The 22,763-nt window shown below is 51.9% G+C and carries 20 protein-coding genes; 16 read left to right on the forward strand and 4 right to left on the reverse strand.

Going from position 1 to position 22,763, the window contains the following annotated elements; genetic code table 11:
- The first annotated feature begins 158 nt into the window (after positions 1-158).
- From HMPREF9156_RS0102120 to HMPREF9156_RS0102140, 5 genes are all read left to right on the forward strand, one after another.
- Complete coding sequence (locus tag HMPREF9156_RS0102120) at positions 159-998, forward strand: ParA family protein (protein WP_007147156.1); 840 nt, start codon at positions 159-161, stop codon at positions 996-998.
- A 131-nt stretch (positions 999-1,129) separates the two neighbouring features.
- Positions 1,130-1,957, forward strand: a complete 828-nt coding sequence (locus HMPREF9156_RS0102125) for a segregation and condensation protein A (protein ID WP_007147157.1) — start codon at positions 1,130-1,132, stop codon at positions 1,955-1,957.
- A complete protein-coding gene (gene scpB / locus HMPREF9156_RS0102130; RefSeq protein ID WP_007147158.1) occupies positions 1,954-2,553 on the forward strand; it encodes an SMC-Scp complex subunit ScpB in 600 nt (199 codons plus the stop codon). The genes HMPREF9156_RS0102125 and scpB overlap by 4 nt, the downstream gene beginning before the upstream one ends.
- 136 nt (positions 2,554-2,689) lie before the next feature.
- A complete protein-coding gene (gene typA / locus HMPREF9156_RS0102135) occupies positions 2,690-4,618 on the forward strand; it encodes a translational GTPase TypA (RefSeq protein WP_007147159.1) in 1,929 nt (642 codons plus the stop codon).
- 88 nt (positions 4,619-4,706) lie between these two features.
- Positions 4,707-5,246, forward strand: coding sequence for a hypothetical protein (locus HMPREF9156_RS0102140; RefSeq protein WP_007147160.1), 540 nt, complete (start codon positions 4,707-4,709; stop codon positions 5,244-5,246).
- Here HMPREF9156_RS0102140 and HMPREF9156_RS0102145 read toward each other — a convergent pair.
- Positions 5,220-5,510 (reverse strand): DUF6725 family protein, encoded by a 291-nt coding sequence (locus tag HMPREF9156_RS0102145; protein WP_007147161.1) that lies wholly within the window; start codon positions 5,508-5,510, stop codon positions 5,220-5,222. The genes HMPREF9156_RS0102140 and HMPREF9156_RS0102145 overlap by 27 nt on opposite strands.
- A 253-nt stretch (positions 5,511-5,763) precedes the next feature.
- Between HMPREF9156_RS0102145 and HMPREF9156_RS0102150 the strand changes: the two genes are divergently transcribed.
- The 8 genes from HMPREF9156_RS0102150 to HMPREF9156_RS0102190 all read left to right on the forward strand — a co-directional run bounded on the left by HMPREF9156_RS0102150 (position 5,764) and on the right by HMPREF9156_RS0102190 (position 15,670).
- Positions 5,764-6,822 (forward strand): tyrosine recombinase XerC, encoded by a 1,059-nt coding sequence (locus HMPREF9156_RS0102150; RefSeq protein ID WP_007147162.1) that lies wholly within the window; start codon positions 5,764-5,766, stop codon positions 6,820-6,822.
- Positions 6,823-6,899: 77 nt separating this feature from the next.
- On the forward strand, positions 6,900-8,651 hold the full coding sequence (locus tag HMPREF9156_RS0102155; RefSeq protein WP_017147406.1) for a peptide ABC transporter substrate-binding protein: 1,752 nt from the start codon (positions 6,900-6,902) through the stop codon (positions 8,649-8,651).
- A 54-nt stretch (positions 8,652-8,705) separates the two neighbouring features.
- Entirely contained in the window at positions 8,706-9,563 is an 858-nt protein-coding gene (locus HMPREF9156_RS0102160; RefSeq protein ID WP_007147164.1) for an exodeoxyribonuclease III, read from the forward strand.
- An 85-nt stretch (positions 9,564-9,648) separates the two neighbouring features.
- Entirely contained in the window at positions 9,649-10,413 is a 765-nt protein-coding gene (locus tag HMPREF9156_RS0102165) for a DUF3710 domain-containing protein (RefSeq protein WP_007147165.1), read from the forward strand.
- Between the two features lie 19 nt (positions 10,414-10,432).
- Positions 10,433-11,188: a DUF3159 domain-containing protein gene (locus tag HMPREF9156_RS0102170; protein ID WP_007147166.1), complete on the forward strand. Its 756-nt coding sequence runs from the start codon at positions 10,433-10,435 to the stop codon at positions 11,186-11,188.
- A 102-nt stretch (positions 11,189-11,290) separates the two neighbouring features.
- Positions 11,291-12,574 carry a class I SAM-dependent RNA methyltransferase gene (locus tag HMPREF9156_RS0102175; RefSeq protein WP_029246324.1) on the forward strand — a complete coding sequence of 428 codons (1,284 nt, stop codon included), beginning with the start codon at positions 11,291-11,293 and terminating at the stop codon, positions 12,572-12,574.
- Positions 12,575-12,981: 407 nt separating this feature from the next.
- On the forward strand, positions 12,982-15,051 hold the full coding sequence (locus HMPREF9156_RS0102185) for a DUF262 and DUF1524 domain-containing protein (protein ID WP_007147169.1): 2,070 nt from the start codon (positions 12,982-12,984) through the stop codon (positions 15,049-15,051).
- Between the two features lie 136 nt (positions 15,052-15,187).
- A complete protein-coding gene (locus HMPREF9156_RS0102190; protein WP_007147170.1) occupies positions 15,188-15,670 on the forward strand; it encodes a GNAT family N-acetyltransferase in 483 nt (160 codons plus the stop codon).
- A 73-nt stretch (positions 15,671-15,743) separates the two neighbouring features.
- Here HMPREF9156_RS0102190 and HMPREF9156_RS0102195 read toward each other — a convergent pair whose 3' ends face one another.
- The gene (locus tag HMPREF9156_RS0102195) at positions 15,744-16,574 is read right to left on the reverse strand and encodes an amidohydrolase family protein (RefSeq protein WP_100214477.1); all 831 of its coding nucleotides are present in this window, start codon (positions 16,572-16,574) and stop codon (positions 15,744-15,746) included.
- A 106-nt stretch (positions 16,575-16,680) separates the two neighbouring features.
- On the opposite strand from HMPREF9156_RS0102195, the gene HMPREF9156_RS0102200 reads away from it, so the two are divergent.
- The 3 genes from HMPREF9156_RS0102200 (at position 16,681) to HMPREF9156_RS0102210 (ending at position 20,447) form a co-directional block, all read left to right on the forward strand.
- A complete protein-coding gene (locus HMPREF9156_RS0102200) occupies positions 16,681-17,031 on the forward strand; it encodes a DUF1304 domain-containing protein (protein WP_231198053.1) in 351 nt (116 codons plus the stop codon).
- Positions 17,032-17,108: 77 nt separating this feature from the next.
- Positions 17,109-17,852 (forward strand): hypothetical protein, encoded by a 744-nt coding sequence (locus tag HMPREF9156_RS0102205; RefSeq protein ID WP_007147173.1) that lies wholly within the window; start codon positions 17,109-17,111, stop codon positions 17,850-17,852.
- Positions 17,853-17,864: 12 nt separating this feature from the next.
- The gene (locus tag HMPREF9156_RS0102210; protein WP_007147174.1) at positions 17,865-20,447 is read left to right on the forward strand and encodes an HAD-IC family P-type ATPase; all 2,583 of its coding nucleotides are present in this window, start codon (positions 17,865-17,867) and stop codon (positions 20,445-20,447) included.
- On the opposite strand, the gene HMPREF9156_RS0102215 is transcribed toward HMPREF9156_RS0102210, so the two are convergent.
- Together HMPREF9156_RS0102215 and HMPREF9156_RS0102220 are read right to left on the reverse strand one after the other, a co-directional pair.
- Positions 20,395-21,612: a DMT family transporter gene (locus tag HMPREF9156_RS0102215; RefSeq protein WP_007147175.1), complete on the reverse strand. Its 1,218-nt coding sequence runs from the start codon at positions 21,610-21,612 to the stop codon at positions 20,395-20,397. The two genes, HMPREF9156_RS0102210 and HMPREF9156_RS0102215, sit on opposite strands and share 53 nt — an antisense overlap.
- A 240-nt stretch (positions 21,613-21,852) precedes the next feature.
- Positions 21,853-22,695, reverse strand: coding sequence for a Bax inhibitor-1/YccA family protein (locus HMPREF9156_RS0102220; RefSeq protein ID WP_007147176.1), 843 nt, complete (start codon positions 22,693-22,695; stop codon positions 21,853-21,855).
- Between the last annotated feature and the right edge of the window lie 68 nt (positions 22,696-22,763).

Below are 22,763 nucleotides of genomic sequence, written 5' to 3' on the forward strand. Positions count from 1 at the left end.
ATAAAATTAATAAATAATTGATAGAATAAGGCAAGCGTGTCGGAAAACGGCAGCAGCCTTAGCCACTGCTGGACTGACAGTATCCATGTATACAGCTCAGAAAACTATGTGAACAGACAGTGAAAACAAAAGACAAGAGTTATTGGTACAGTTACAGTATGCCTATAGATATGCTTGGACGCGACTACAACACTTTTCCCGCGCCTGACAGCTTGAAACAGCACGGGCCTGCAAGGGTCGTGGCTATGTGCAATCAGAAAGGCGGAGTAGGCAAAACGACCAGCTCTGTTAATATTGCCGGCGCGCTTAGCCAGTATGGGCGCAAAGTCCTTATTGTAGATTTTGACCCTCAGGGGGCAGCAACGGTCGCGTTGGGGATCAACGCGAACCAGATTGAAAATACAATATATACGGCACTGTTTGATCCGGATATGGATGTCCATGACGTAGTAGTCAGTACCCGTTTCCCCAACCTCGATATTATCCCTGCCAATATTGACCTGTCTGCTGCCGAGGTGCAGCTGGTGACCGAAGTCGGACGCGAACAGGTGCTGGCGGGGACTTTGCGGAAACTGAAGAATGAATACGACGCGATCATCATTGACTGCCAGCCGTCGCTGGGGCTGCTTACAGTCAATGCCCTGACGGCAGCAGATGGTGTTATTATCCCCGTGGCTGCTGAGTTCTTTGCACTGCGCGGGGTAGCCCTGCTGATGCAGTCTATAGAGAAAGTACGCAGCAGGATCAATCCCGACCTGGAGATCTATGGTGTGCTCATAACGATGTATACCAATACTATCCATTCGCAGGAAGTCGTACAGCGTATCTATGAAGCATTCCAGGAAAAAGTTTTCCATTCCGTTGTGTCGCGGTCAATCAAACTGCCTGATGCGACTGTAGCTGCTGCACCTATTACCATATTCGCCCCTGAGCATCGGACAGCGAAAGAGTACCGTGAAGTTGCCCGTGAGATAATTGCTGAGGGGATCGTTGCATAACCTGCATTTGCATAACTGTTTGGAAATATACGTATCTTCCGGGATCCGTCTCATATTTTGAGATAACCTCTGGGCGGATATGAGCTGTTGAAACTGCCGGGCAGGCATGATTATTTTAGCGTTGGAGGACCGTGGCCTTAGAAGAAACTGGGATATCTTCCGGATTTACTGTAAGCCTTGATGCCTATCAGGGGCCGTTCGATGCGCTGCTGAGCCTGCTTGCACAGAAAAAGCTGGAGCTGTCAGAAATATCGCTTGCATTGATAACGGAGGATTTCCTTTCCTACGTTTCCAAACTTGATATGGCCTCAGATGCTGACCAGGTAAGCTCATTCATTGATATAGCTTCGATCCTTGTGGAGGCCAAAAGCGCAAGCCTTCTGCCGAGAAGCAGTGATAGCGGCCCGTTTGACCAGAGCATGGAAGCCCTGCGTGAAAGGGATCTGCTGTTTGCCAGGCTTCTCCAGTACAGGGCTTTTAAGCAGGCCGGTGAAGATTTCCGTGTCTCTATCGCAGCAAATTCAGGGCGTTTTATGCATCCTGGATATGTGGACAGTACGATCGCCGCAATGCTTCCGCAGCTTGCATGGTCTGTGACGCCCCAGGCGCTGGCGCAGATTGCTGCTGAGGCGATTGCCAATGCCCCGCTCAAAGAAGTGCGCGTTGACCAGCTGCATGTGCCGATGGTCTCCTTAAGGGCCCAGGCTGCCATAGTCCGCGACAGACTGCGTTCTGCAGGGGATAAAACAGATGTGACTTTTGATGAGCTTATCGCCGATGCACAGGAAACAATAGAAATAGTTGCGCGGTTCCTGGCCCTTCTCGCCTTCTTCAAGCAGGGGGTACTGCAGTTCAGGCAGTCAGGTCCATTTGAGAGCCTGCACGTGCGATGGATCGCCGATAACGATACGGAAACAAATGTGAATGCTGTTGCCATGAGCGAGGAGGACTTTGCATGAGCGATGCAGATATGCCTGCGGCAGGCGCTGCACCAGGTTCCCTTAGGCCCTGTATGGAGGCCATACTGATGGTTGCAGATAACCCGGTCAGTTCTGAGCAGATGGCGCGCGCCCTTGACATTTCTGAGGCGCGTGCTGACGAGATACTGCGCGGCCTCGCGCAGAGCTACGATGACGAAGGCAGGGGATTCGAGCTGCATATGACGTCCCGGGGATGGCAGCTGGCGAACCGACCGGAGTTTGAGAATGCAGTTTCAGCTTTCGTCACAGACGGGCAGACGGCACGGCTGTCGCAGGCTGCGCTGGAAACGCTTGCTATAGTTGCTTATAAACAGCCCATAACAAGGGCTCAGATAACAGCAATACGCGGGGTCAGCTCCGACGGGGTGATCCGTTCCCTTACCGTGCGCGGGCTTATCCGGGAACACGGGGAAGATGGGGAATCACATGCAGCCCTGCTCGTTACATCGGGGCTTTTCCTTGATAAAATGGGTATCCGGTCCCTTTCCGAACTGCCTTCACTGGCACCTTTCCTTCCGCAGACGGTCAGCGAATCAGTAAGTGCAGCCGAACAGGAGAGGGGCAGTTCAGTTTAGGAGGGAAGCCCCTGCCTGTCAGGTGCCGACTGTATCCTTTTCTTTGGTTTTGAGCTTGGCGCATGCCATACAGAATACACCAGATAACTGTAAGCACGATATAGGAATAAACAGGTAAGTAGCAGGTAAGGGAAATATGGTAACTCGTTCTGATATCCGTAATGTTGCAATCGTTGCCCACGTTGACCATGGCAAAACGACTCTCGTTAATGCCATGCTTCAGCAGGCGCACGTTTTTTCAGAACGGGAGGAAGTCCCCGACCGGGTTATGGATTCCGGTGATATTGAGCGTGAAAAGGGGATCACCATTTTGGCCAAGAACACGGCCATCAGATACACAGGGCCCCTGGCGGCAAAAGTGGGGCAGCCTGGCGGCATCACTATCAACGTTGTTGATACTCCAGGGCATGCGGATTTCGGCGGGGAAGTGGAACGCGGCATCTCCATGGTAGATGGCGTCCTCCTGCTTGTAGATGCTTCTGAAGGCCCCCTGCCCCAGACCCGCTTCGTCCTCCGCAAGGCGCTGGAAGCTAAGCTCCCCGTGATCCTGGTCATCAATAAGACCGACAGGCCCGACTCGAGGATATCCGAAGTTGTCAGCGAGACTACGGACCTCCTGCTTGGCCTCGCCCAGGACGTTGTAGAAGAAGGCGTAGACCTTGATATCGATTCCCTGCTTGATCTGCCTGTCCTGTACTGTGCGGCTAAGGCGGGCATTGCGTCCGGCGAACAGCCTGCAGACGGCAGCATCCCTGCCGGTGACAGCCTGGAACCGTTATTCGAGTCGGTTATTGAAAATATACCTGCGCCTGAATATACCGAAGGCGCGCCTTTACAGGCACATGTGACCAATATAGATTCATCAGATTACCTGGGACGCCTTGGGCTGGTACGCATATACAATGGGACTCTTGAAAAAGGCAGGAGCTATGGGCTTTCCCGTGTTGACGGTTCTGTAGAGAACTTCCGTTTAACCGAAATCCTGCGCACGAACGGGCTTGACCGCGAGCCTGCCGAAGAAGCAGGGCCGGGGGATATCGTTGCTGTCGCGGGCGTAACAGATATCATGATCGGCGAAACTATAGTCGATCCGGAAAACCCTCAGCCAATGCCCCTTATCCACGTAGATGAGCCTGCTATCTCCATGACATTTGGGACGAATAATTCGCCTCTTGCCGGGACTGAGGGCAAAGACCATAAACTGACAGCGCGTATGATCAAAGACCGGCTTGACCGCGAGCTTATCGGAAACGTATCCATCCAGGTATGCCCTACAGACCGCCCGGATGCGTGGGAAGTGCGCGGACGCGGTGAACTGGCGCTTGCAGTACTTGCTGAAGAGATGCGCCGTGAAGGGTATGAACTTACTGTCGGGCGTCCGCAGGTCGTCACGAAAACGGTTGACGGCAAAGTCAATGAGCCGTTCGAGAATACGACTATTGATGTGCCTGAAGAGTATATGGGGGCTGTAACGCAGCTTATGGCGTCACGCAAAGGGCGTATGGAAGCTATGTCGAACCATGGCTCCGGATGGGTGCGCATGCAGTTCACAGTCCCGTCACGCGGGCTTATCGGGTTCCGTACGCAGCTGCTGTCCAATACGCGCGGGACCGGTATCGCTTCTTCAATCTCAGCGGGATACCAGCCATGGGCAGGCGAGATCAGTATCCGCCAGAACGGCTCTATGGTCTCAGACAGGCAGGGCAAGGCAAGCCCTTATGCAATGCAGCGCCTGCAGGCACGCGGCAATTTCTTCGTTGAACCGCAGAGCCCCGTGTATGAGGGACAGGTAGTAGGAGTGTGCAGCAAGCCCGGTGATATGGATATCAATGTTACCCTGGAAAAGCACATGACGAATATGCGTTCTGCAACGGCAGATGTCCTGGAGACTTTGACCCCTCCGATCCAGATGAGCCTTGAAGAATCTCTGGATTTTGCGAATGAAGACGAATGCGTTGAAGTGACCCCTGAATCTGTCCGTGTGCGCAAAATTATCCTTGACCGCGAGCAGTGGTATAAGTGGAATGCGCAGAAGCGCCGCCAGTCTAAAAACAGCAGCAACTGATAAAATAGAATAACTGACAGGCCGGCAGTAAAAGAGCCGGCATCGGGAAGTATTGGAATACCAGATGGAACGTCTTACAGGACCTGTAATGCCAGAGCCTGAGGGCAAGCCCTCAGAGCAGGGACGGTATGCTGTTTTGCCGGATGGTACTGTTACTGCTGCCGGCCATGACCTTCCGATGACCTATCAGTGGCCGGCATGGCTGCGGCTTCTCGCAGCATGCGTTACCGGTGCTGCCGTTGCATGTATCGGCACGGTATCGCACCGCATGGGTGCCGCAAACAATATCCCTTATGGTGCTGTGCTGTCCCTTCTTATAGTTACAGCTTCGGCATGGTCAGCGCGTGCGCGCTCGGGGTATGCCGGGCTTATCCTCCATTTCATATTCGCCTGCGGTACAGCATGGGGGCTTGCGATCCTGGAGAAAACATCTTCTGCACTGGTTGCCGTAGCCAGCCCTGCGTTTGTTACATATGCGTCCCAGCACGTGTGGCAATGGTGGCTGTACGGGATCATTATTGTACAGGTTATCCTTGCGTTTTTCCCCGCACGCTGGTTTACTGTCGGGGTATCCCGGGCTGTTCGCCGGGGGATACAGGGATCAGGGCCTTCCCGGGGCAGCCGCTGACAGATGCTGCCTCTCAGGTACAGGCTTCATACGCACTATTATCCGCGCCGGTATAACGATATCTTCAGCAGGCCTGCTCCCATTCGCTGAAGCATCGCGATGCAGGTTCAGCTCAGTTCCGTCCCAGCTGACGGCATGCCCGATGAAATCCCTGTATTGCCGGCGGCCGCTGCGTTCATCGATACCGTCAGCAATGCGTACAACGATCCTGGAGCCGGAAGGTATATGGGAAGGAAGCATATCCTTATTGTATAGTGCCGCCATGCGGAATTCAATAATCGATAAGCTGGACTCGCTTATATCAGTTTAGAGCCGTACACGCTTCCGCCCGTTGATATCTGCACCGCACTGCCAGTTGTTTTATCCGAAGCGCTCAGCGTATCTGTCCGGGATCAACGCAGGTACCGCAATTGGGAGCATTTGCAAATTAATATGCTATGGGAGTCAGAGCATTTACAGGCCGCGGTAAAATCAGCACAAAGGATATGATGCGCGGACCGCAGGCAGGGGGACTGGTATGTGGTATGAGCCGATACTGGGCAAATATACAGACTATCTGGTCAGGAACAGGGGGCTGAGTGCTAATACTATCAAATCGTACCGCAAGGATACTGAACAGTGCCTCCATTTCCTTTTCCTCCATGGGATAACGGATATAAAGGCTGTCAGCAGCGATGGGCTGCGTATGTGGATGGCATATGAATCAAGGAATGTTGCCAGATCATCCCTGGCGCGCAAAATAGTTTCTGTACGCGGGTTTTTTGAGTACCTTTATACCCATGGGCTGCTGCAGTCAAACCCTGCACAGGACCTGGGGACTCCTAAACTTCCGAAAACGCTTCCCGCAGTATTGACGAAGAAACAGGCTGATGAGCTTATGAAAGTATCGGGGGAGGAACCGTCTGCAGGCCGCGCAGGGAACAGCCAGGCGCAGGCGGCCGGCAGCGGCCGCAGCAGGGAGGGGGAAAGTCCGAGCAGAGCTGATGATCCGAAAGCCGAGGCGCTTTTCCTTCGCAATGATGCCATTATCGAACTCCTGTATGCCACAGGGATCCGGGTCGCAGAACTTGCAGGCCTTGATCTGACTGATATTGATTTCTCTTCCCGTACCCTCCGCGTCACAGGCAAGGGGAACAAGCAGCGGGTGGTTCCTTTCGGAGTGCCTGCCTGCAGGGCCCTGGACAGATGGCTCGCTGAAGGGCGCAGGCTGCTTGCAGCACGCCGTCAGGCAGGGAACGCACGATCTGCCGGATCCGGGGACAGGCATAAAGCCGACGGCAAGAGTTCTGTCCAGGATGCCGGTGAAGCTGTATTCCTCGGCGAACGGGGCGGGAGGATCAATCAGCGTCAGGTAAGGGATATAGTCCATAAGCTTGCGCATCAGGCCGGTGTCCCTGATATCAGCCCGCATGCCCTGCGCCATTCAGCTGCAACACATCTTCTCGACGGCGGGGCTGACCTGCGTGAAGTCCAGGAAATGCTGGGCCATTCTTCTCTTGCGACTACACAGCGTTATACCCATGTTTCCATGGAACAGCTGACACGCAAATACGAACAGGCATTCCCGCGGGCATAATCATGATAAAAGGCCATTGGGCGGCACGGTGCAGCCCCCTTTGTTGGAGCAGGCCTATATCCTTGTAGGGTATAGGAATGGAGTCATTACAGGTACAGGCGAAACTGCAGGGGGCATATCAGATGGCTGTTCACGGGCGTATAAAACGTTGGCATGCGGGCATTGCATCCTTATGCGCAGCGGTTTTATGCATTGGCCTGGGCGGATGCGGGAACAGTACCGCTGCAGTGCCGTCATCGTCAGGAGGCTCCCGGAATACTGATCTTTCTAAAATTATCACTGCTTATAATACATGGCCTGTAGACGCCATAACTCCGGGCAAGGCGCAAGGCGGCTCAAGCACCCGGATAACAGATCTCCTGTTCGCCGGCCTTGTATCCAATGACAGCAGCGGGAAGTGGCATTATGATGCCGCAGTATCTATTGAGCCTAACGACGATTATACGCAGTTTACAGTCACCCTCCGTCCGGATATGGCTTTCAGCGACGGCACGAATGTGACCTCTGAATCTTTTACAAAAGCATGGAGCTACGAGGCGAATATCCGCCACCATCAGCCTAACGCAGGGTATCTGTCGCTGATCAGCGGGTATGATGATTTGAGGAGAAGCGATATTGCTGATGACGCGCAGCTTTCCGGCCTGAATATTATCGATGATACGACTTTTACTATTGAACTCAGCAAACCCTGCCTGACTTTTATCAGCATGCTTGCGAACAGGGCTTTCTATCCGCTTCCGCAGTCGTTCTATGCCGATCCGTCAGGCTTCGAAAAGGCCCCTGTCGGTAACGGCCCCTATCGGCTGTGGCATTGGGATCCGTTGGGGCACCCTCAGAGTATGACGCTTATCCCTCATCTGAACTATCATTCTGTAAATTCTGCGCGGAATGACGGCATCAGGTTCGTTTTCTATTCAGACAGCCGGAGGGCGTATAAGGATCTGCAGGACGGGAAGCTTGATGTCCTTGATACTGTCCCCGGAAACAAATACAAGACGTTTGCGTCTGATAAAAACGCCATCGCGGTTAACGGGTCAGGCTCACGTATCCAGATGCTTATGGTCTCGCAGGATTATCCCCATTTCGGATTCGATGATGAAGGGCTTATGCGCAGGCAGGCTATATCGCGCGCATTGAAGCGTACATCACTGATCTCCGACACTATGCCGAACCTGGCTTTGCCTGCAACAGACTTCCTGAGCCCGGGGATTGCAGCGTATACCGATAGCTTAAGCGGCGGCGAGGTTTTTACATACAGTAAGGCTCAGGCCAGGGCTTTATGGGCTAAGGCGGACAGCATCAGGCCGTGGGGCAGCGATGATGCTATACGCATCTCGTATGATGCGCAGGCAGATAATAAGGCTCTGTATGATTCCATCGCCCGGCAGCTTGAGGACGTGCTCGGCGTAAAAGTGGAGCTTGCCGCTGTCCCCTCAACAGGGGAGTTTTATGGGAAAATCAAGAGGAGGGAAATATCAGGGTTTGCAGGGATAACATGGAGCCCCAGCTTCCTTACCCCCTGGGAATATCTTAAACCGCTGTACTCAACGGACAGCGCCAATGCTGACGGCAGCTTCAATTTAAGCGGTTATGCTGATGACGATTTCACAGCGATGCTGTCGAAGGCACTTACTGCTGCCACGGCAAGCTCTTCTTCCGGCCTTTACCAGAGCGCGGAAGAAACCCTTCTCCAGCAGCTTCCGGGGATCCCCCTGGTGTATAAAAATTCTTTCGGTGTGAGTTCGGCCACAACCAGCGGTTTTTCCCTTAACTCAAACGGCGTGCCCAGGTATTATCAGATAAGAAGGGACAGCCGGTATCTGCTCTAGGCAAAAGTACCGGACGGCATACGGCAGGTATTGGAAAACAGGAAAGGACAGCATATGGCGATTACAGTTGCAACATCGAATGTTAACGGTATCCGCGCTGCGTATCGGAAAAATATGGAGGCGTGGGTAAGCGAGCATAAGCCTGATGTGCTGTGCATGCAGGAAGTCCGTGCCCCGCAGAAAGATACAGATGCGATCCTTGCGAGCTTCGCCCGGCACTATGCCGGTGACAAGCTGCGCGCCGCAGGCAGTGTCGGTTGCCTTAATGAGGTATGTAAGATCCCGGGGCGTGCCGGTGTAGCCCTTATCAGCGATCTTGCGATCACCGATAAACGGTATGGGCTTGCAGGGCTGAGCGAAGATGTTGATACAGGGCGATGGATAGAGGCTGATATCACAACACCTTCGGGGTATGGACTCACTGTTGTGGATGTCTATATGCACGCGGGCAACGTTGATGATCCCGCTAAAATGGAGCAGAAATTCCGGTTCCTGGACCATATGATGGAACGGGCGCAGGAGCTGGCAGAAACTGCTGAAAATGGCGGCAGGCAGGCGGTTATGTGCGGCGATTTCAATATTGCGCATACGCCTGCGGATATCAAGAATGCCAAGGCAAATGAAAAGAATTCGGGTTTCCTTCCTGAGGAACGTGCCTATCTGGACAGGCTCCTTGGGGATACAGGTTTTACTGATGTGATGCGGAGCCTTGCCGGGGATATCCAGGGGCCGTACACATGGTGGAGCCAGCGCGGACGGGCCTTCGACAACAATACCGGCTGGCGTCTTGATTACCAGTTCGCTACTCCGGGGCTTGCCAGGAGAGCCCTCAGTTTTACGATCGACCGGGCGGACAGCTATGACACGCGGTGGTCCGACCATGCGCCTCTGACAGTTGCTTATGATATATGATCATGCCTGTAGAGCTATAGGGGTGGAACTATAGTTATGGAGTGTATACGCAGCAGTAGCAGATACTTATAGTGATAGGAATATAATGTTTGGTTTTGGAAAAAAATCGAAAAAAGGGCATGCTTCGCAGCTTGAAACTGAGTCAGAAGAAAGCGCGAAAGATCCTGAAACAGCCCCTGTTCCTGAGGATAGTGGCGAAAAGACAGCCGGGCCATGGGACATTAACGATGAGGATGCGCCCGATTTCGATGCAATGATCAATATCGGCGCTATGTATCTGCCTGCGCTTGACGACGCCCAGTTACGGCTGAAAGCGCAGAATACAGGGGATACCCAGATCATTATCGGCGCGACCCTCACCGTTGGCGATTCGAGCCTTGAGCTTGAAGCTTTTGCTGCGCCTAAAACGATGGGCCTGTGGGATGATATCCGTTCTGAACTTATTGAATCGAATGCCAAGGCTGAGGAAGTTGACGGCACTTTCGGCGCTGAAGTACTCCTCCCGGTCAAAGTCAAAGATAAGGAATTTGTGTCCCGAATTGTAGGGATAGACGGGCCGCACTGGATGCTCAGGGGTATTTTTACAGGCCCTGCTGCCCGGGAAGGCAGTGACGAAAAAACTGTCTTCGATGACTTTTTCTCTGAGATAGTTGTTGACCGGGGCAGTGAGCCGCTGGCCCCGCGCGACCTCATCCCTATGACTGTGCCCCATGCGCCGCAGCAGGATGATGACAGCGACGGCCCTCTGGAGGATAAGGCTAAACGCCCTGCACAGCCTGACGGCTATGATGTTCAGACAACTGTACAGACCTCCCTGACACGCGGACCACTGTTCTCTGAACTGCGGTAATGGCCGGTATCGTATAAACATGGATAATGGTACGTCACGTCGGGGCCGGTATCCCCGAAAAGGCATAAGCTCGCTGGCATCAGATGATTTTTCTGTGATCGCTGCTATTGGGGGCATCCGTGGAATGGTCGAATCAGTCCTTCCCGGGCTTGTTTTTCTGGCCCTTTTTGTAACAACACACTCCTTGCTGTGGACTGTCCTGGTATCTGTTGCTATAGCGGTTGCGGAGCTCGCCGCACGCCTGCTGCAGCGGCAGCCCATAACAGGCGCTCTGTCAGGTATAGGTGCTGTTGCCATATGCCTTGTCTGGGCATGGCTGAGCAGGGATGCACGTAATTATTACCTTCCGGGTTTTATTATCAATGCAGTACTTGTTGTGATCCTCGGTGTATCCCTTGCAGCCCGCATACCGGGGATCGGCTGCGTAGTGGAGTTTGCGAGGGACGCATCCGTTGATAGGCCTTCGCAGTGGCTGCACAGATGGAATGATGACCCCGGCCTGCACCGTGCATACACCTATATCACGTGGATATGGGTCGCAGTGCTTATATCAAGGCTTGCCGTCCAGGTACCCCTGTATTACACGAACCAGATAGGCTTACTCGGCACAGCGCGCCTTCTTATGGGGCTGCCGCTGTATGCCCTTGTTATCTGGGTCTCGTGGCTTATTGCAGCTGACCATATACATCGCAATAAGCTTGCCAGGCAGCAGGAAGCTTCTGATAGGCAGGAGGATCCTTCTGATCTTTCTCCTGAAATGCCTGCCGAAAAGTAGCAGGCTTTTTCATCAGCATATGGAAACTTTATGGATAGTACTGTGACTGCATCAGATGCGGCAGGCGCCCCCGGCAACGGCGCGGAGGCGGCAGGCAGCCGTATTGAGGCTGAAGCTGAGATAGAGCGTTATGCAGATCAGGGCAGGTGTGTGGCCCATATAGACGGAAGGGTGGTATTTGTGCGTTTCGCCCTGCCGGGAGAGCGGGTGAGGATCCTTATTGATGAGCCACATAACCGGAAAGACCGGTTCTGGACAGGCGAAGTCATAGAAGTCATAACAGCCAGCCCCGACCGTGTGGAACCCGTATGGCCCTTAGCCGGGCCGCTTGCATGGGGCGGCGGTGTCGGCGGGGCCGACCTGGTCCATGTGTCCCGTCAGGGACAGCTTGCATGGAAACAGGCAGTTATCAGTGAGCAGATGAAACGTCTGGGGCATATCGATATCAGCGTTCCTGTGCATCCGACGCCTGGAGACGAGGAGGCGGGAGGGCTCCACTGGAGGACCCGTCTGGATCTCGTCGCAGATGGGAATGGGCGCCTTTCTATGCGCAGGCGCGAGTCGCATACGCGTGTTGCCTTAGACGGGATGCCCCTGGCGTCGCAGCAGTTGTGCAGTATCGCGGAGCATCACGGGTTATGGTCCCATCCGTTTGACCTTGATGACCATATCCGCATCAGCGCCCCCGAACCCCGGCCTGGCGATCCCGGCCTTATAGAAAGCGGCAATTATGCTGTCCTTGTTAACGGGGAAGTGCTGTATGGCAGACGTGAACTGACAGAGAGGGTTATCCTCAATAATAGGGCTGATTTTACTTATCATGTTGATGCAGGGGGCTTCTGGCAGATGCACCGCATGGCCCCTGCAGTGCTGGCCGGTACCGCCATGAAGGAAATGGCTGATACCGGTGCCGACAAAGCGCGCGTTATCTGGGACTTATATTCAGGCTCCGGCCTGTTCACCCTTCCGATAGCTGCCCTGTACCCTCATGCGGAAATACTCAGTGTTGAAGGCGCACCCGCCGCTGTCAGGAGTGCCCGGAGAAATCTGAAAGAGGCGGGGGCAGATAATGTGACAGTACTTGAGGGCGATGTGGTGAAGGTTCTCCGCTCACTGGGGAACACAGCTCGCTCCCGGCTTACCCATCCTGATATTATCCTCCTTGATCCTCCGCGGTCTGGTGCCGGCCGCAGGGCCTGCGAACAGATCAGCAAGACAGGGGCGCACAGCATTATTTATATTTCATGCAATCCTGCCAGCCTTGCCCGTGACACCGCGTATCTGCTGGACAGCGGGTACACCCTTGGCTCCATATATGCCCACGATATTTATCCAATGACGCATCACGTTGAGACGGTAGCAGTGTTGTCACGGCTAAGGGATTGACCGCCGGAGAAGTGATGCACTACTGGACTTTTCGGGTATTTTTCCGTCAGCAGCGGAACCCGGAACTGATTGCAAAAACAGCTCTGTTAACAATCAATCATATTGGTCGGAGGACTAAAGCTATAATTTAGAAGTCAAATCTGATTGGAGATTGAATGCGGGTAGAATTAAGAACACTCAGGAAATGGGGAGGGGATGAAGCCTTTAAAGAACTTTCCTAATGGAGATAACTGCCTTGTCGCTGTTGTCGATAAAGAACGTAGGTGTGAAGGTTTTCTGAAGGAACTCTTCGTTCCGTCAGGCGCTGTCGCTCTACTCGTCATTAGTAGAGGAAAATTTTCGAATTGAAACAGCCTTTTTCGAGTCAGTACAGGGTGGAGAGAAAGATTGATTCTTGGAGGTAGAATATGGACGCACGTAAAGGTAACATCTACGAGATATTGAACGGCAATAGGCAGTTTCTGACACCAGTTTATCAGCGGTATTACGGCTGGGATATCGAACAATGCACACGCCTTTGGAATGACATTGTCGAGATGCAGAAGAAAGGCAGAGCGGGTCACTTCGTTGGTTCCATAGTGAACATTGCGGAGCAGGTAATGCCGACTGGGATCCAGAAATATATGATTATAGACGGTCAGCAGCGGATGACTACGCTGTCATTGCTTCTGCTTGCCCTGCGTGATTACGCAATAAAAGATCCGGATGACGCCACCATCAATGCCCGCCGTATTGACAGCATGCTATTGAACAACGAGTATGAAAGCGGCAACGAGCGCTATAAGCTGCTTCTGACAGAGACTGATCGGGATATTCTGATACGGCTTGTGGAAAAAATGCCTATCCCTGTCGATACACGTTCAAAGTTGTTAGATAATTATAAATTCTTTGCCGGAAAGATTGCAGACAAAGAATTGCAGCCTGCCGAAGTATACGAGTCTATTGGTAAGCTGCAGATCGTCAATATAACACTGGACCGCTCAATTGATGATGCGCAGGCCATTTTCGAGAGCCTGAATTCCACAGGTAAAGAGCTGTCTGAATCTGACCTGATCAGGAATTATGTTCTTATGGGGTTGGAGCCTACTGAACAAACCTATGTTTATGAACACTTTTGGCGTCCTATGGAATTGCTGTTTGTCTATGGGGTGCAGGATTCCGTCATGGATAAATTCTTCAGAGACTACCTGACCATGAAGATAGCGCGCATTCCTAAGAAGGACCGCGTGTATGAGGAATTCAAACTCTACCATCTGAATTGCGAGTTCAGCACCATTCGGGAGCTGTGTCAGGACCTGCTTACCTACGCTAAGTATTATACCGACATGGTATTCAAAAGGAGCAGCAACCCCGCGTTCAAATCCTTATACGAAGACATCAATGACCTTCGTATGGCGGTATCCTATCCCTTCCTGCTTAAAGTGCATAATGATTATGCTGATGGCATCATTTCTGAAGATGATTTGAAGCTGATTATCAGGCTGTGCATCAGCTATGTTTTCCGGCGCAGCATCTGTGATATACCGACGAACTCTCTGGATAAGACATTCGCTATGCTGAGGAATGAAGTCAAGCCTGATGATTACGTCAATTCTATCAAGGCTTTCTTCGTTATGCGTGATGATTATAAAGAGTTCCCGAACGATGAAAAATTCGCGGCGGCTTTTGTCCAGAGAGATATTTACTCCATGCGTACCCGGAACTTTATCCTCAGTCAACTGGAGAACTATGGCAACAAGGCGCCAATCGTCATTGAGAATTATACAATTGAACATATTATGCCGCAGAACAGCAGTTTGAGCCCTGAATGGCAGCAGATGCTTGGAGCAAATTGGCGCGAGGTTCAGAAAACTTATTTACATACTATCGGCAATCTAACTCTCACGGCTTACAATTCGGAGATGAGCGATCATCCATTTAAGGTCAAGATGGATATGGAAGGCGGATTCAAGGGAAGCGCACTCCGCCTGAATGCTTATGTCGTTAAGCTCACGGAATGGAACGAACAAAGGATAAAAGAACGTGCTGCACTGCTGGCGGATAAGGCAAAGCAGATCTGGCCCTTCCCTGATATGACAGCAGCAGAGCTGGCTCCTTACCAGACAGTCGAGAAGTTGGCGGAGCGATACAGTATTGAGTCTTATGACACGAATGTTTTTACAAAGACACTGTTTGAAGCTCTGGACCGTAGAATCCAGAATCTATCTCCTGATGTGAAATGTGAATTCAAGAAGCTGTATGTCGCTTATAAGCTGGACACCAATTTTGTGGATATCGTATTCCAGAAACAGAGGCTCCGTATTTCTTTGAACATGAAGTTCTCGGAAGTAATTGACCCGAATGGTATCTGCCATGACATAACTGGTCTTGGCAGATGGGGCAATGGCGATGTAGAACTATACATGGAGCACGCATCGGACGTCGATCAAATCATGGAAGTAGTAGAACAGGCCTATCGTCTCAAGGCAGATGAATGACGGATTATAGGGTTAAAACGATGGGATCAACTCTATTTGAGGAAGTCCCATTTCGTACTGTAAAATGGATATGTTTCCAGAGGCATTGATTATTGGATTTTTAGGAAGATAAATTCAAATTTAGGAGGATAAAAGTATGCTTAGATTGGAAAAAGTCAATGGAAAAAATGTATGGGACATTGTGAAACTTGAAGTATCTAACGACCAGAAAAACTTCGTTGCAGCCAATGATATAAGTATCATTGAAGCTTACACGGCGATTACCGGAAATGGCTATGCTTTCCCTTTTGGCATATACGAAGATGATGTGCCCGTTGGATTTCTGATGATAGGATTTGATGCCGATAATTACTGGGAAAATGCACCTAAGATAGCCAAGGGGAATTATAACCTGTGGCGGCCTATGATAGATAGGAATTATCAGGGTAAAGGGCTTGGTAGGAAAGCAGTCAGGCTTGCCTTGGATTTTATAAATACTTTTCCTTGCGGAGCAGCAGAGTATTGTTGGCTATCGTATGAACCTGAAAATGATGTTGCCCGCCAGCTATACAGTTCGTTCGGCTTTGCTGAAACAGACGAAAAGGACGGGGAAGAACTCATTGCCGTTCTGAAGCTATAACGCAAATCCCAGTTTGTATAATTAATATACTCAATCCAGGCGATAGCAGCACCGTCTTTTTCTATACCCAAATTTAAGAGAGAGGAACAGCTGCCCCTATATCTGTAAGAAGCCTGGCACCGTTTTCTCCATATATTTTTGGCAGTATGCTTTCCCACTTTTTGCTGTGCTCAAGGTCCCGTTTTTTCATCTCAATAATTTTCGCCGGCGAGTGCGGGAAATCTGATCCGTATACAATATGATCATCGTTGGTTATTGAAAGGAGCATATCCAGCTGGTTGGGTTCAGGGTCCCCTGCAATATCGAAATAAAGGGAACGGATATTATCGTCGACATTGGTTTCGTCCATAAGCCCGTTCATGGCGAGAATTTTTGAGACGCCTTTCATACGCTGGTACATAAAGGGCAGGAACGATCCTGTGTGCGGGATAACAAAGCGGATATCGGGGAACCGTACCATAATATTGTGTGCGATCATATTAAGAAGGGCCCTGGTCGTATCCGCGGGATACTCGAAAAGCGCAGCAACCTTGCCTGTGATAACATCTTTCGGAGCCTGGTGCGCCCGGTTGGGGTGGATAATGACCAGCGCCTTGCGTCTGTTGAGCTCTTCCATAACAGGATCAAGCTTCGGATCCCCCGGGTATACACCATTGGCATTGGTGGGGAATTTGACACCTAATGCGCCCAGCGTATCCATGGAATACGTGATCTCATCCAAAGACCCCTCGGTATAGGGGAGCGGAAGGCAGGCTATAAAGCCGAAGTGTCTGGGATCATCACGGACTGCTGCTCCCAGCTCTTCGTTGATCTTCCGGGCAGCTGCCGCCGATTTGGCATCATTACCGTTATGGATATGCGGTGAGGGCAGGGAAAAAATAGAATAGTTGATTCCGGCCTCAATTTAAGCTGCCAGGCATACGCTTAGTTACACACGGCAGGATAGACTGTTGATATTGTAGTTAAAAAGCCGTGTAGGATACGGACCCTATGAAGGAGAAAAAATGAATATGGCGCTGCAGATTTTCTGCTGCCTGATAGCAGCCGAATTTGCGTATATTTTCTATCTGGAAACTGTGATCCCGGATTCGGGGACAACAGCAAAAGTTTTCGGGATGGACGTCAAGGACCTGAAAATGCCCGCCATGAGAACTGCGATGAAGAACCAGGGGGTCTATAACCTCGGTATTGCAGTCCTGCTTGTCCTCGCAGTATTTGTACTCCACAGCAGGGATGCGGTTATCGGGCTGCTCGCTTACATTATCTGTGTTGCCCTTTATGGAAGCTTTACTGTCAGCAAAACCATCATCCTCAAGCAGGGCGGGCTCGCTATTATTGCGCTTATCCTGTGCTTTTTTTAGGGCAGTATACTGCGGCTGGTGCGCAACAATTCGGATATATAGCAGGATATATAGAAGATAAAAGGTAGAATACCTGTATGACCGGAAAGCCCCTAGTATACAGGCAGCGCATCAGCAGCACGGTATTTTTGCGCGCGGCTGTTTTCTTCATGTGTATGTGCATTATGCTGTCTGCCTGTTCGAAGATTTCGGGAGGGCAGTCTTCACGTGCTATCGGGCATTCTTATTTTCCCGGTGATCCCGGCTATACACTGGCTGATGGCGTTGATGATACCGATATGCGTATTGGCCTTGTGGGGGCCTGCGGTGCCCATGGGGCCGGAGACAATATGATGCAGGCATTGAGCCGCGAGCTGTCCCAGACATATGCCGTTGCTTCGTACTCGCCTATTGCGTGCACTGAAAACACATCATCATCAGAAAGCGTCAGGGCGCAGGTGGCAGAGATCGATTCATATCTTGAGCGCCATGTCCATGTGATCGTTGTACATCCGCAGGCAGCCACAGATCCGCGGTGTTCCCGGGCCGATAAGGCTGCTTTTGCCCGGGCCCTCGAGAAGGTGCGCACACACAGGACTGCAGCCATACTGGTCAATACTTCTGAGCAGCAGGCAAAAAACATGGGTATAGGGTCTGAATATTATGCAGCATTATGGGATATCTCAGTTGAGCAGACGCCCCAGTCCGGCAGCTCTCAACCGGGCACAGAACAAAGGCCGGCGCCAGCAATGAGGCCATTGGATGTTATCAGGGCTGTTATTGATGATACCCCTCATGCTACCGTACTGAGAAGTGTGATCAATAAACATAAAACAGAGTAGGAACAGAAATATATGGCACAGGCTTCACAGGTAATCTCACAGGCAGATCAGCAGAAACCGGCTTCCGCCTTGCCTGAAGTGGCGATGCCTGGACTGGGCACTGCCGAAGTGCAGCAGAGGATAAGCTCCGGCCAGACTAACGCGCTTAAAGAAAAAACATCACGCTCAATATGGCAGATCATCCGCGCCAATGTTTTCACCCTTTTCAATGCGATAATCTTTACCGCTATGATACTGGTACTTATCACAGGCCGCTGGCGTGACGCCCTGTTCGGATTCGTGCTCATCATCAATACAGGGATTGGCATTTTCAGCGAAGTCAGGTCAAAACGTACCCTTGACCGGCTGTCCATACTGGTAGAGGCATCATATGCAGTCCGGCGGAATGGGACTAACACGGAGATCACCCGCGATAAGATCGTACTTGACGATCTTCTGTGGATACGCGCAGGTGAACAGGTCCCTGCAGACGGGCAGGTCCTGGCGAGCTATGGCCTGGAGCTTGATGAGTCGATGCTTACCGGGGAATCCCGAACCGTGAAAAAAAGCGAAGGGGATTCCGTGCAGTCGGGGAGTACAGCTACAGCAGGCATGGCGCTTGTAAAGGTGACTGCTGTGGGCGCCAACAGTTACGCGGCAAAGATTACCTCACAGGTCAAAAAATTTACAAAAACACATTCCGACTTAAATGATGGCATCAATAAGATACTTAAAGTCATGACGATTATCGGCATCCCTATGGTCGTCCTCCTTGCATGGAGCCAGATACGTGTAGTTGGAGGTTTTGAGGCCGCATTTACTTCTGACCTGTGGAAGGATGCCGATATATCTGCTGTTTCCGGAGTCGTAGGCATGATACCGGAAGGCCTGGTGCTGCTGACATCGCTCAATTTTGCCATAGCAGCCATGCGGCTTGCACGTCAGAATACCCTTGTCCAGGAGCTGGATGCTGTAGAGACCCTGGCACGTGTGGATGCCCTGAACCTTGATAAAACAGGGACTATCACTGATGGCGGGATAGTCTTTGACAGCATTGAAAACCTTGGGGATAGCAATGATGCTGATACCGGCAGCCCCAGATATCCTGATGAGAAAACGGTCAGGCGTGCACTCTCCGATATCTGCAATGAAGAATCCCCGAATGCAACAGCCCGCGCAGTCCTGGAAGGGCTGAAAAGCAAGACAGGTACGCCATCTGACAGCAAACCGGGAAGCATACAGTCGCGCACCCCCTTCTCATCTGCCCGGAAATGGAGCTCCATTACGTATGCAGACGGTTCCCAGTGGTTCTTTGGCGCTCCGGAAGTACTCCTTTCCGGTTCCCAGGCCGCGATTAATGCTGATACCAATGATCCCGGAAGCCTGTATCCTGATGTTTTTAAACGCATAGAAGCCTTTGCCGAGAAGGGGTCCCGCGTCCTTCTCCTGGCATATGCGCCGAAAACAAATGCGCAGGGGAGCGATCCTGCTGAAACGGTAAACCCCGGGATCGTACCGGTATCGCTTATTATCTGTTCTGAGTCTATCCGCGACGATGCCCGTGAAACTTTAGCATGGTTCCGTGAACAGGGCGTGAGGTGCCGCGTGATTTCCGGGGACAATCCGGGGACAGTGGCAGCGATAGCCGGGAAAGTCGGTCTGACAGGCGATAGCATGCCTCGGTATATGGATGCCCGCAATCTTCCCGATGACGTTGAAGAACTTGCAGAAGCCCTGGAGGATATAGATGTCCTCGGCCGCGTGCTCCCCGAGCAGAAAAAAGCAATAGTGCAGGCCCTGCACAGTAAAGGCCATACCGTAGCTATGACAGGTGATGGCGTTAATGATGCCCTGGCGCTCAAAGAGGCTGACCTTGGCATTGCGATGGGCAACGCGGCGCCTGCCACAAAAGCTGTTGCCCAGATAGTGCTTGTGGACTCGAAATTCTCCCATCTGCCCAGTGTGGTCGCACGCGGCCGGCAGGTGATGGCTAACATGGAACGTGTGGCAAGCCTGTTCCTGGTAAAAACCGTATATTCCGTGCTTATTTCGCTTGGCGTAGTGCTGAGCTTCATGCCTTTCCCATATTTGCCAAGACATATTACATATATCGGTTTCCTTACTATCGGTACCCCGGCGTTCATCCTGGCGCTTGCGCCTAATACACGCCGGTATATACCGGGTTTCCTGAAACGGGTAGTTGCTTTTGCTTTCCCCGGAGGCATGGCTGCAGGGCTGTCCGTCCTGCTGACAGCATGGATAGTGCCGCCGCTGATGCACTGGAGCTATAGCGGTTCGGATCTTGCACAGCTGCGGACCGTGTGCAGCATTGTGCTTTTTATAGTTGGCATTGCAGTCCTTGCAAGGGTTGCACGCCCTCTGAGATCGTGGCGCGGTATTTTAGTCCTGTTTTTCTTCGCAGCAGGGGTCATTGGCGCATTCATACCGTTTATCGCAAGGTTCTTTGAGATATATCTTCCTGCCGGGCGGAGCCTGGTTATCACGGCAGTAGCCGTGTGTGCCGCTGTGGTGCTTTTCTTCGCCTGCTACGGTGTACAGGGCATTATTTCGCGGTATACGGACCGTTCCGGACGTCGTCCGGTCCGGTCCCGGTAGCGGCCGACCCCTCCTGCCCCCGGGGCTCCTTAAACTCTTCTATTGCAGGGACGGTATCTCTGTTCCTGTGGAGGCGAATATTTTCAAAGGGTATCTGTGACAGGACCGTGCCGCAGAAAATCAGGATACTTCCGAAAATAGCAGGTCCCGTCATAGTCTCATGGAGGATGAAGACCCCGCCTACGGCTGAGAATAATGATTCAAGGGACATCAGGATAGAAGCCTGCGCGGGCTGTACGTACATCTGCCCAACTATCTGGAGCGTATAAGCAACACCAACGGCGACAATACCTGTATAGGCTATGGAGACCCATCCGTGTAAGGCCGCCTGCATATTGATGGACCCGTCCCATGCAGCAGCAATCCAGCTGAGGACAGCAACAATAAGGCTTTGGACGAAAGAAAGCATCATAGTGTCAACATGGCGTATGTTGGCATCGATAATAATGATATGCGCACCGAAAAGCGTGGCGGAGGCAAGAAAAATAAGGTCTGAAAAGTCTATTCCGGCCAGGCCGCTTTTACCGTAGATACTGAGGAAATAGAAGCCGATGATTGCAACAATGATCCCTGTTATAGCCGTCACTGAGGTTTTTTTCTTCAGGAAGATGCGGGCAAGTATAGGCACTGCAATAATATAAAGCGCTGCGATGAACCCCGCATGCGCAGCCTGCTTTGAGATTTCGACCCCAAGCTGCTGAACGGTGCTTGCGCTGAAGAGGAATACGCCGCAAATGCAGTAGATAAGTATCCGGTAGAGGAAGGAACCCGGTTTTTTGATATCCGACAGGGCAATGACCGGTATTCTCAGGGATGCAGTATGCCTGTGCGCCCTTCCTGTTTTGCTCAGCCCCCCGTTCCTCCGTACGCCTTTTCCTGATGGTTTTTCTTTTCCTGCGGTACCGGCAGCCTGGCCAAGGGACTGGAGGATCTTTTCTGCCCGCTCATGCCGCCTTGCTAGAAGATTATGGCGTCTGATAAAGCTCCATATCGCGAAAGGCAGAAGGCTCAGTGAAGCCAGCGTGAAGCGCGTTGCATTGAAGAACCAGAACGACATAGTGTCTGAGCCTTCAACGGAAAAGACGAATGCGAAACCCCAGCATGCTGCAGCCATAACTAATGCAAAGGAGCCTTCAATGGTATGGAGCTGCGAAATGTTGCGCATGGTATCCCTCCCTGGTGCTGGCCGTGCCGCTGCAGCGGGCTGATAATTATTACATCATATAATCCTAAGGGTATACCACGGTTATAACCATGACACTCTTATGCGCTATATACGTGCCGGGCATACAGAAAGGGGCCTGAAACCTGTTACGGTACCAGACCCCTGTTTGAATATGCTCTTAGGATTACCGGGATGGCCTGGCCATCTGCCGGGTATCTATTACCTATTTGCCTGTTATCATCAGTTCCGGCTGCCGCCTCCGAGGAGGGTCAGCAGGTTGACGAAGAAGTTGATAAAGTCGAGATAAAGGTTCAGGGCGCATACGATTGATACCCGCTTGATCATTTCCGGCTGTCCCTGGTAATGGTTCAGGATAGCCCGTGTAGCCTGGGCATCATACATGGTGAACCCGGCGAAAAGCAGCAGGCTGATGCCGCTGATAATCATAGTGCCGCTGGATACGCGGAAAATAAGCAGGAGGACTTCAACAACTATAAGGGTTATCAGAGCTGCAGTAAGGATGGTGCCGAACTTGAGGAGGTTCCGTTTAGTTGTCAGGCCGATCATGGAAAGGACAAAGAAGAAGAGGGATGACATCCCGAGGGCCAGGCCGATAGTCTCCAAGGTGTAGACATAAAAAACGGTAGACAGGGTAAATCCCATGGATGCAGCGTACAGATAAAATATGACACGTGCGACAGCAGGGGGCATTTTCATTACCTGGGAGCTGAGGACAACAACAATAATAAGCTGCGCTATAAGCAGGCCCCAGAAACCAAGCCGGCCTGTAGCAGCTGTGTATGCTTCAAGCCATCCCTGGCTCGCTGCAAGCCCTGCGACAGCTGCGGTAACAAGGATCCCCAGGAACATCTCGAAATAGACACGTGTTACCGATGTATGCTGCGCCTGCTCATCCTGCGCATAGGCAGCTGTAGCATCCATATATGGCTGCTGTGTGAAAGCCCTCTGGGCGCCGGCAGCATTCTGGGTGTACTGCGGGTATGGCTGCTGGCCGTAAGGCGCCTGGGCCTGGTCCTGCTGGTAGCCGTTGCCGGCTCCGTACTGTGGCTGATCGTTTGTCATAACCCCACTCCTTGATTGATATGATTAGCGCGGCAATCAGGCGGTATCCGGATTATCCGCATATGTGT

Origin of the sequence: Scardovia wiggsiae F0424, assembly GCF_000269605.1 — a bacterium.
Lineage (GTDB): Bacteria > Actinomycetota > Actinomycetes > Actinomycetales > Bifidobacteriaceae > Scardovia > Scardovia wiggsiae.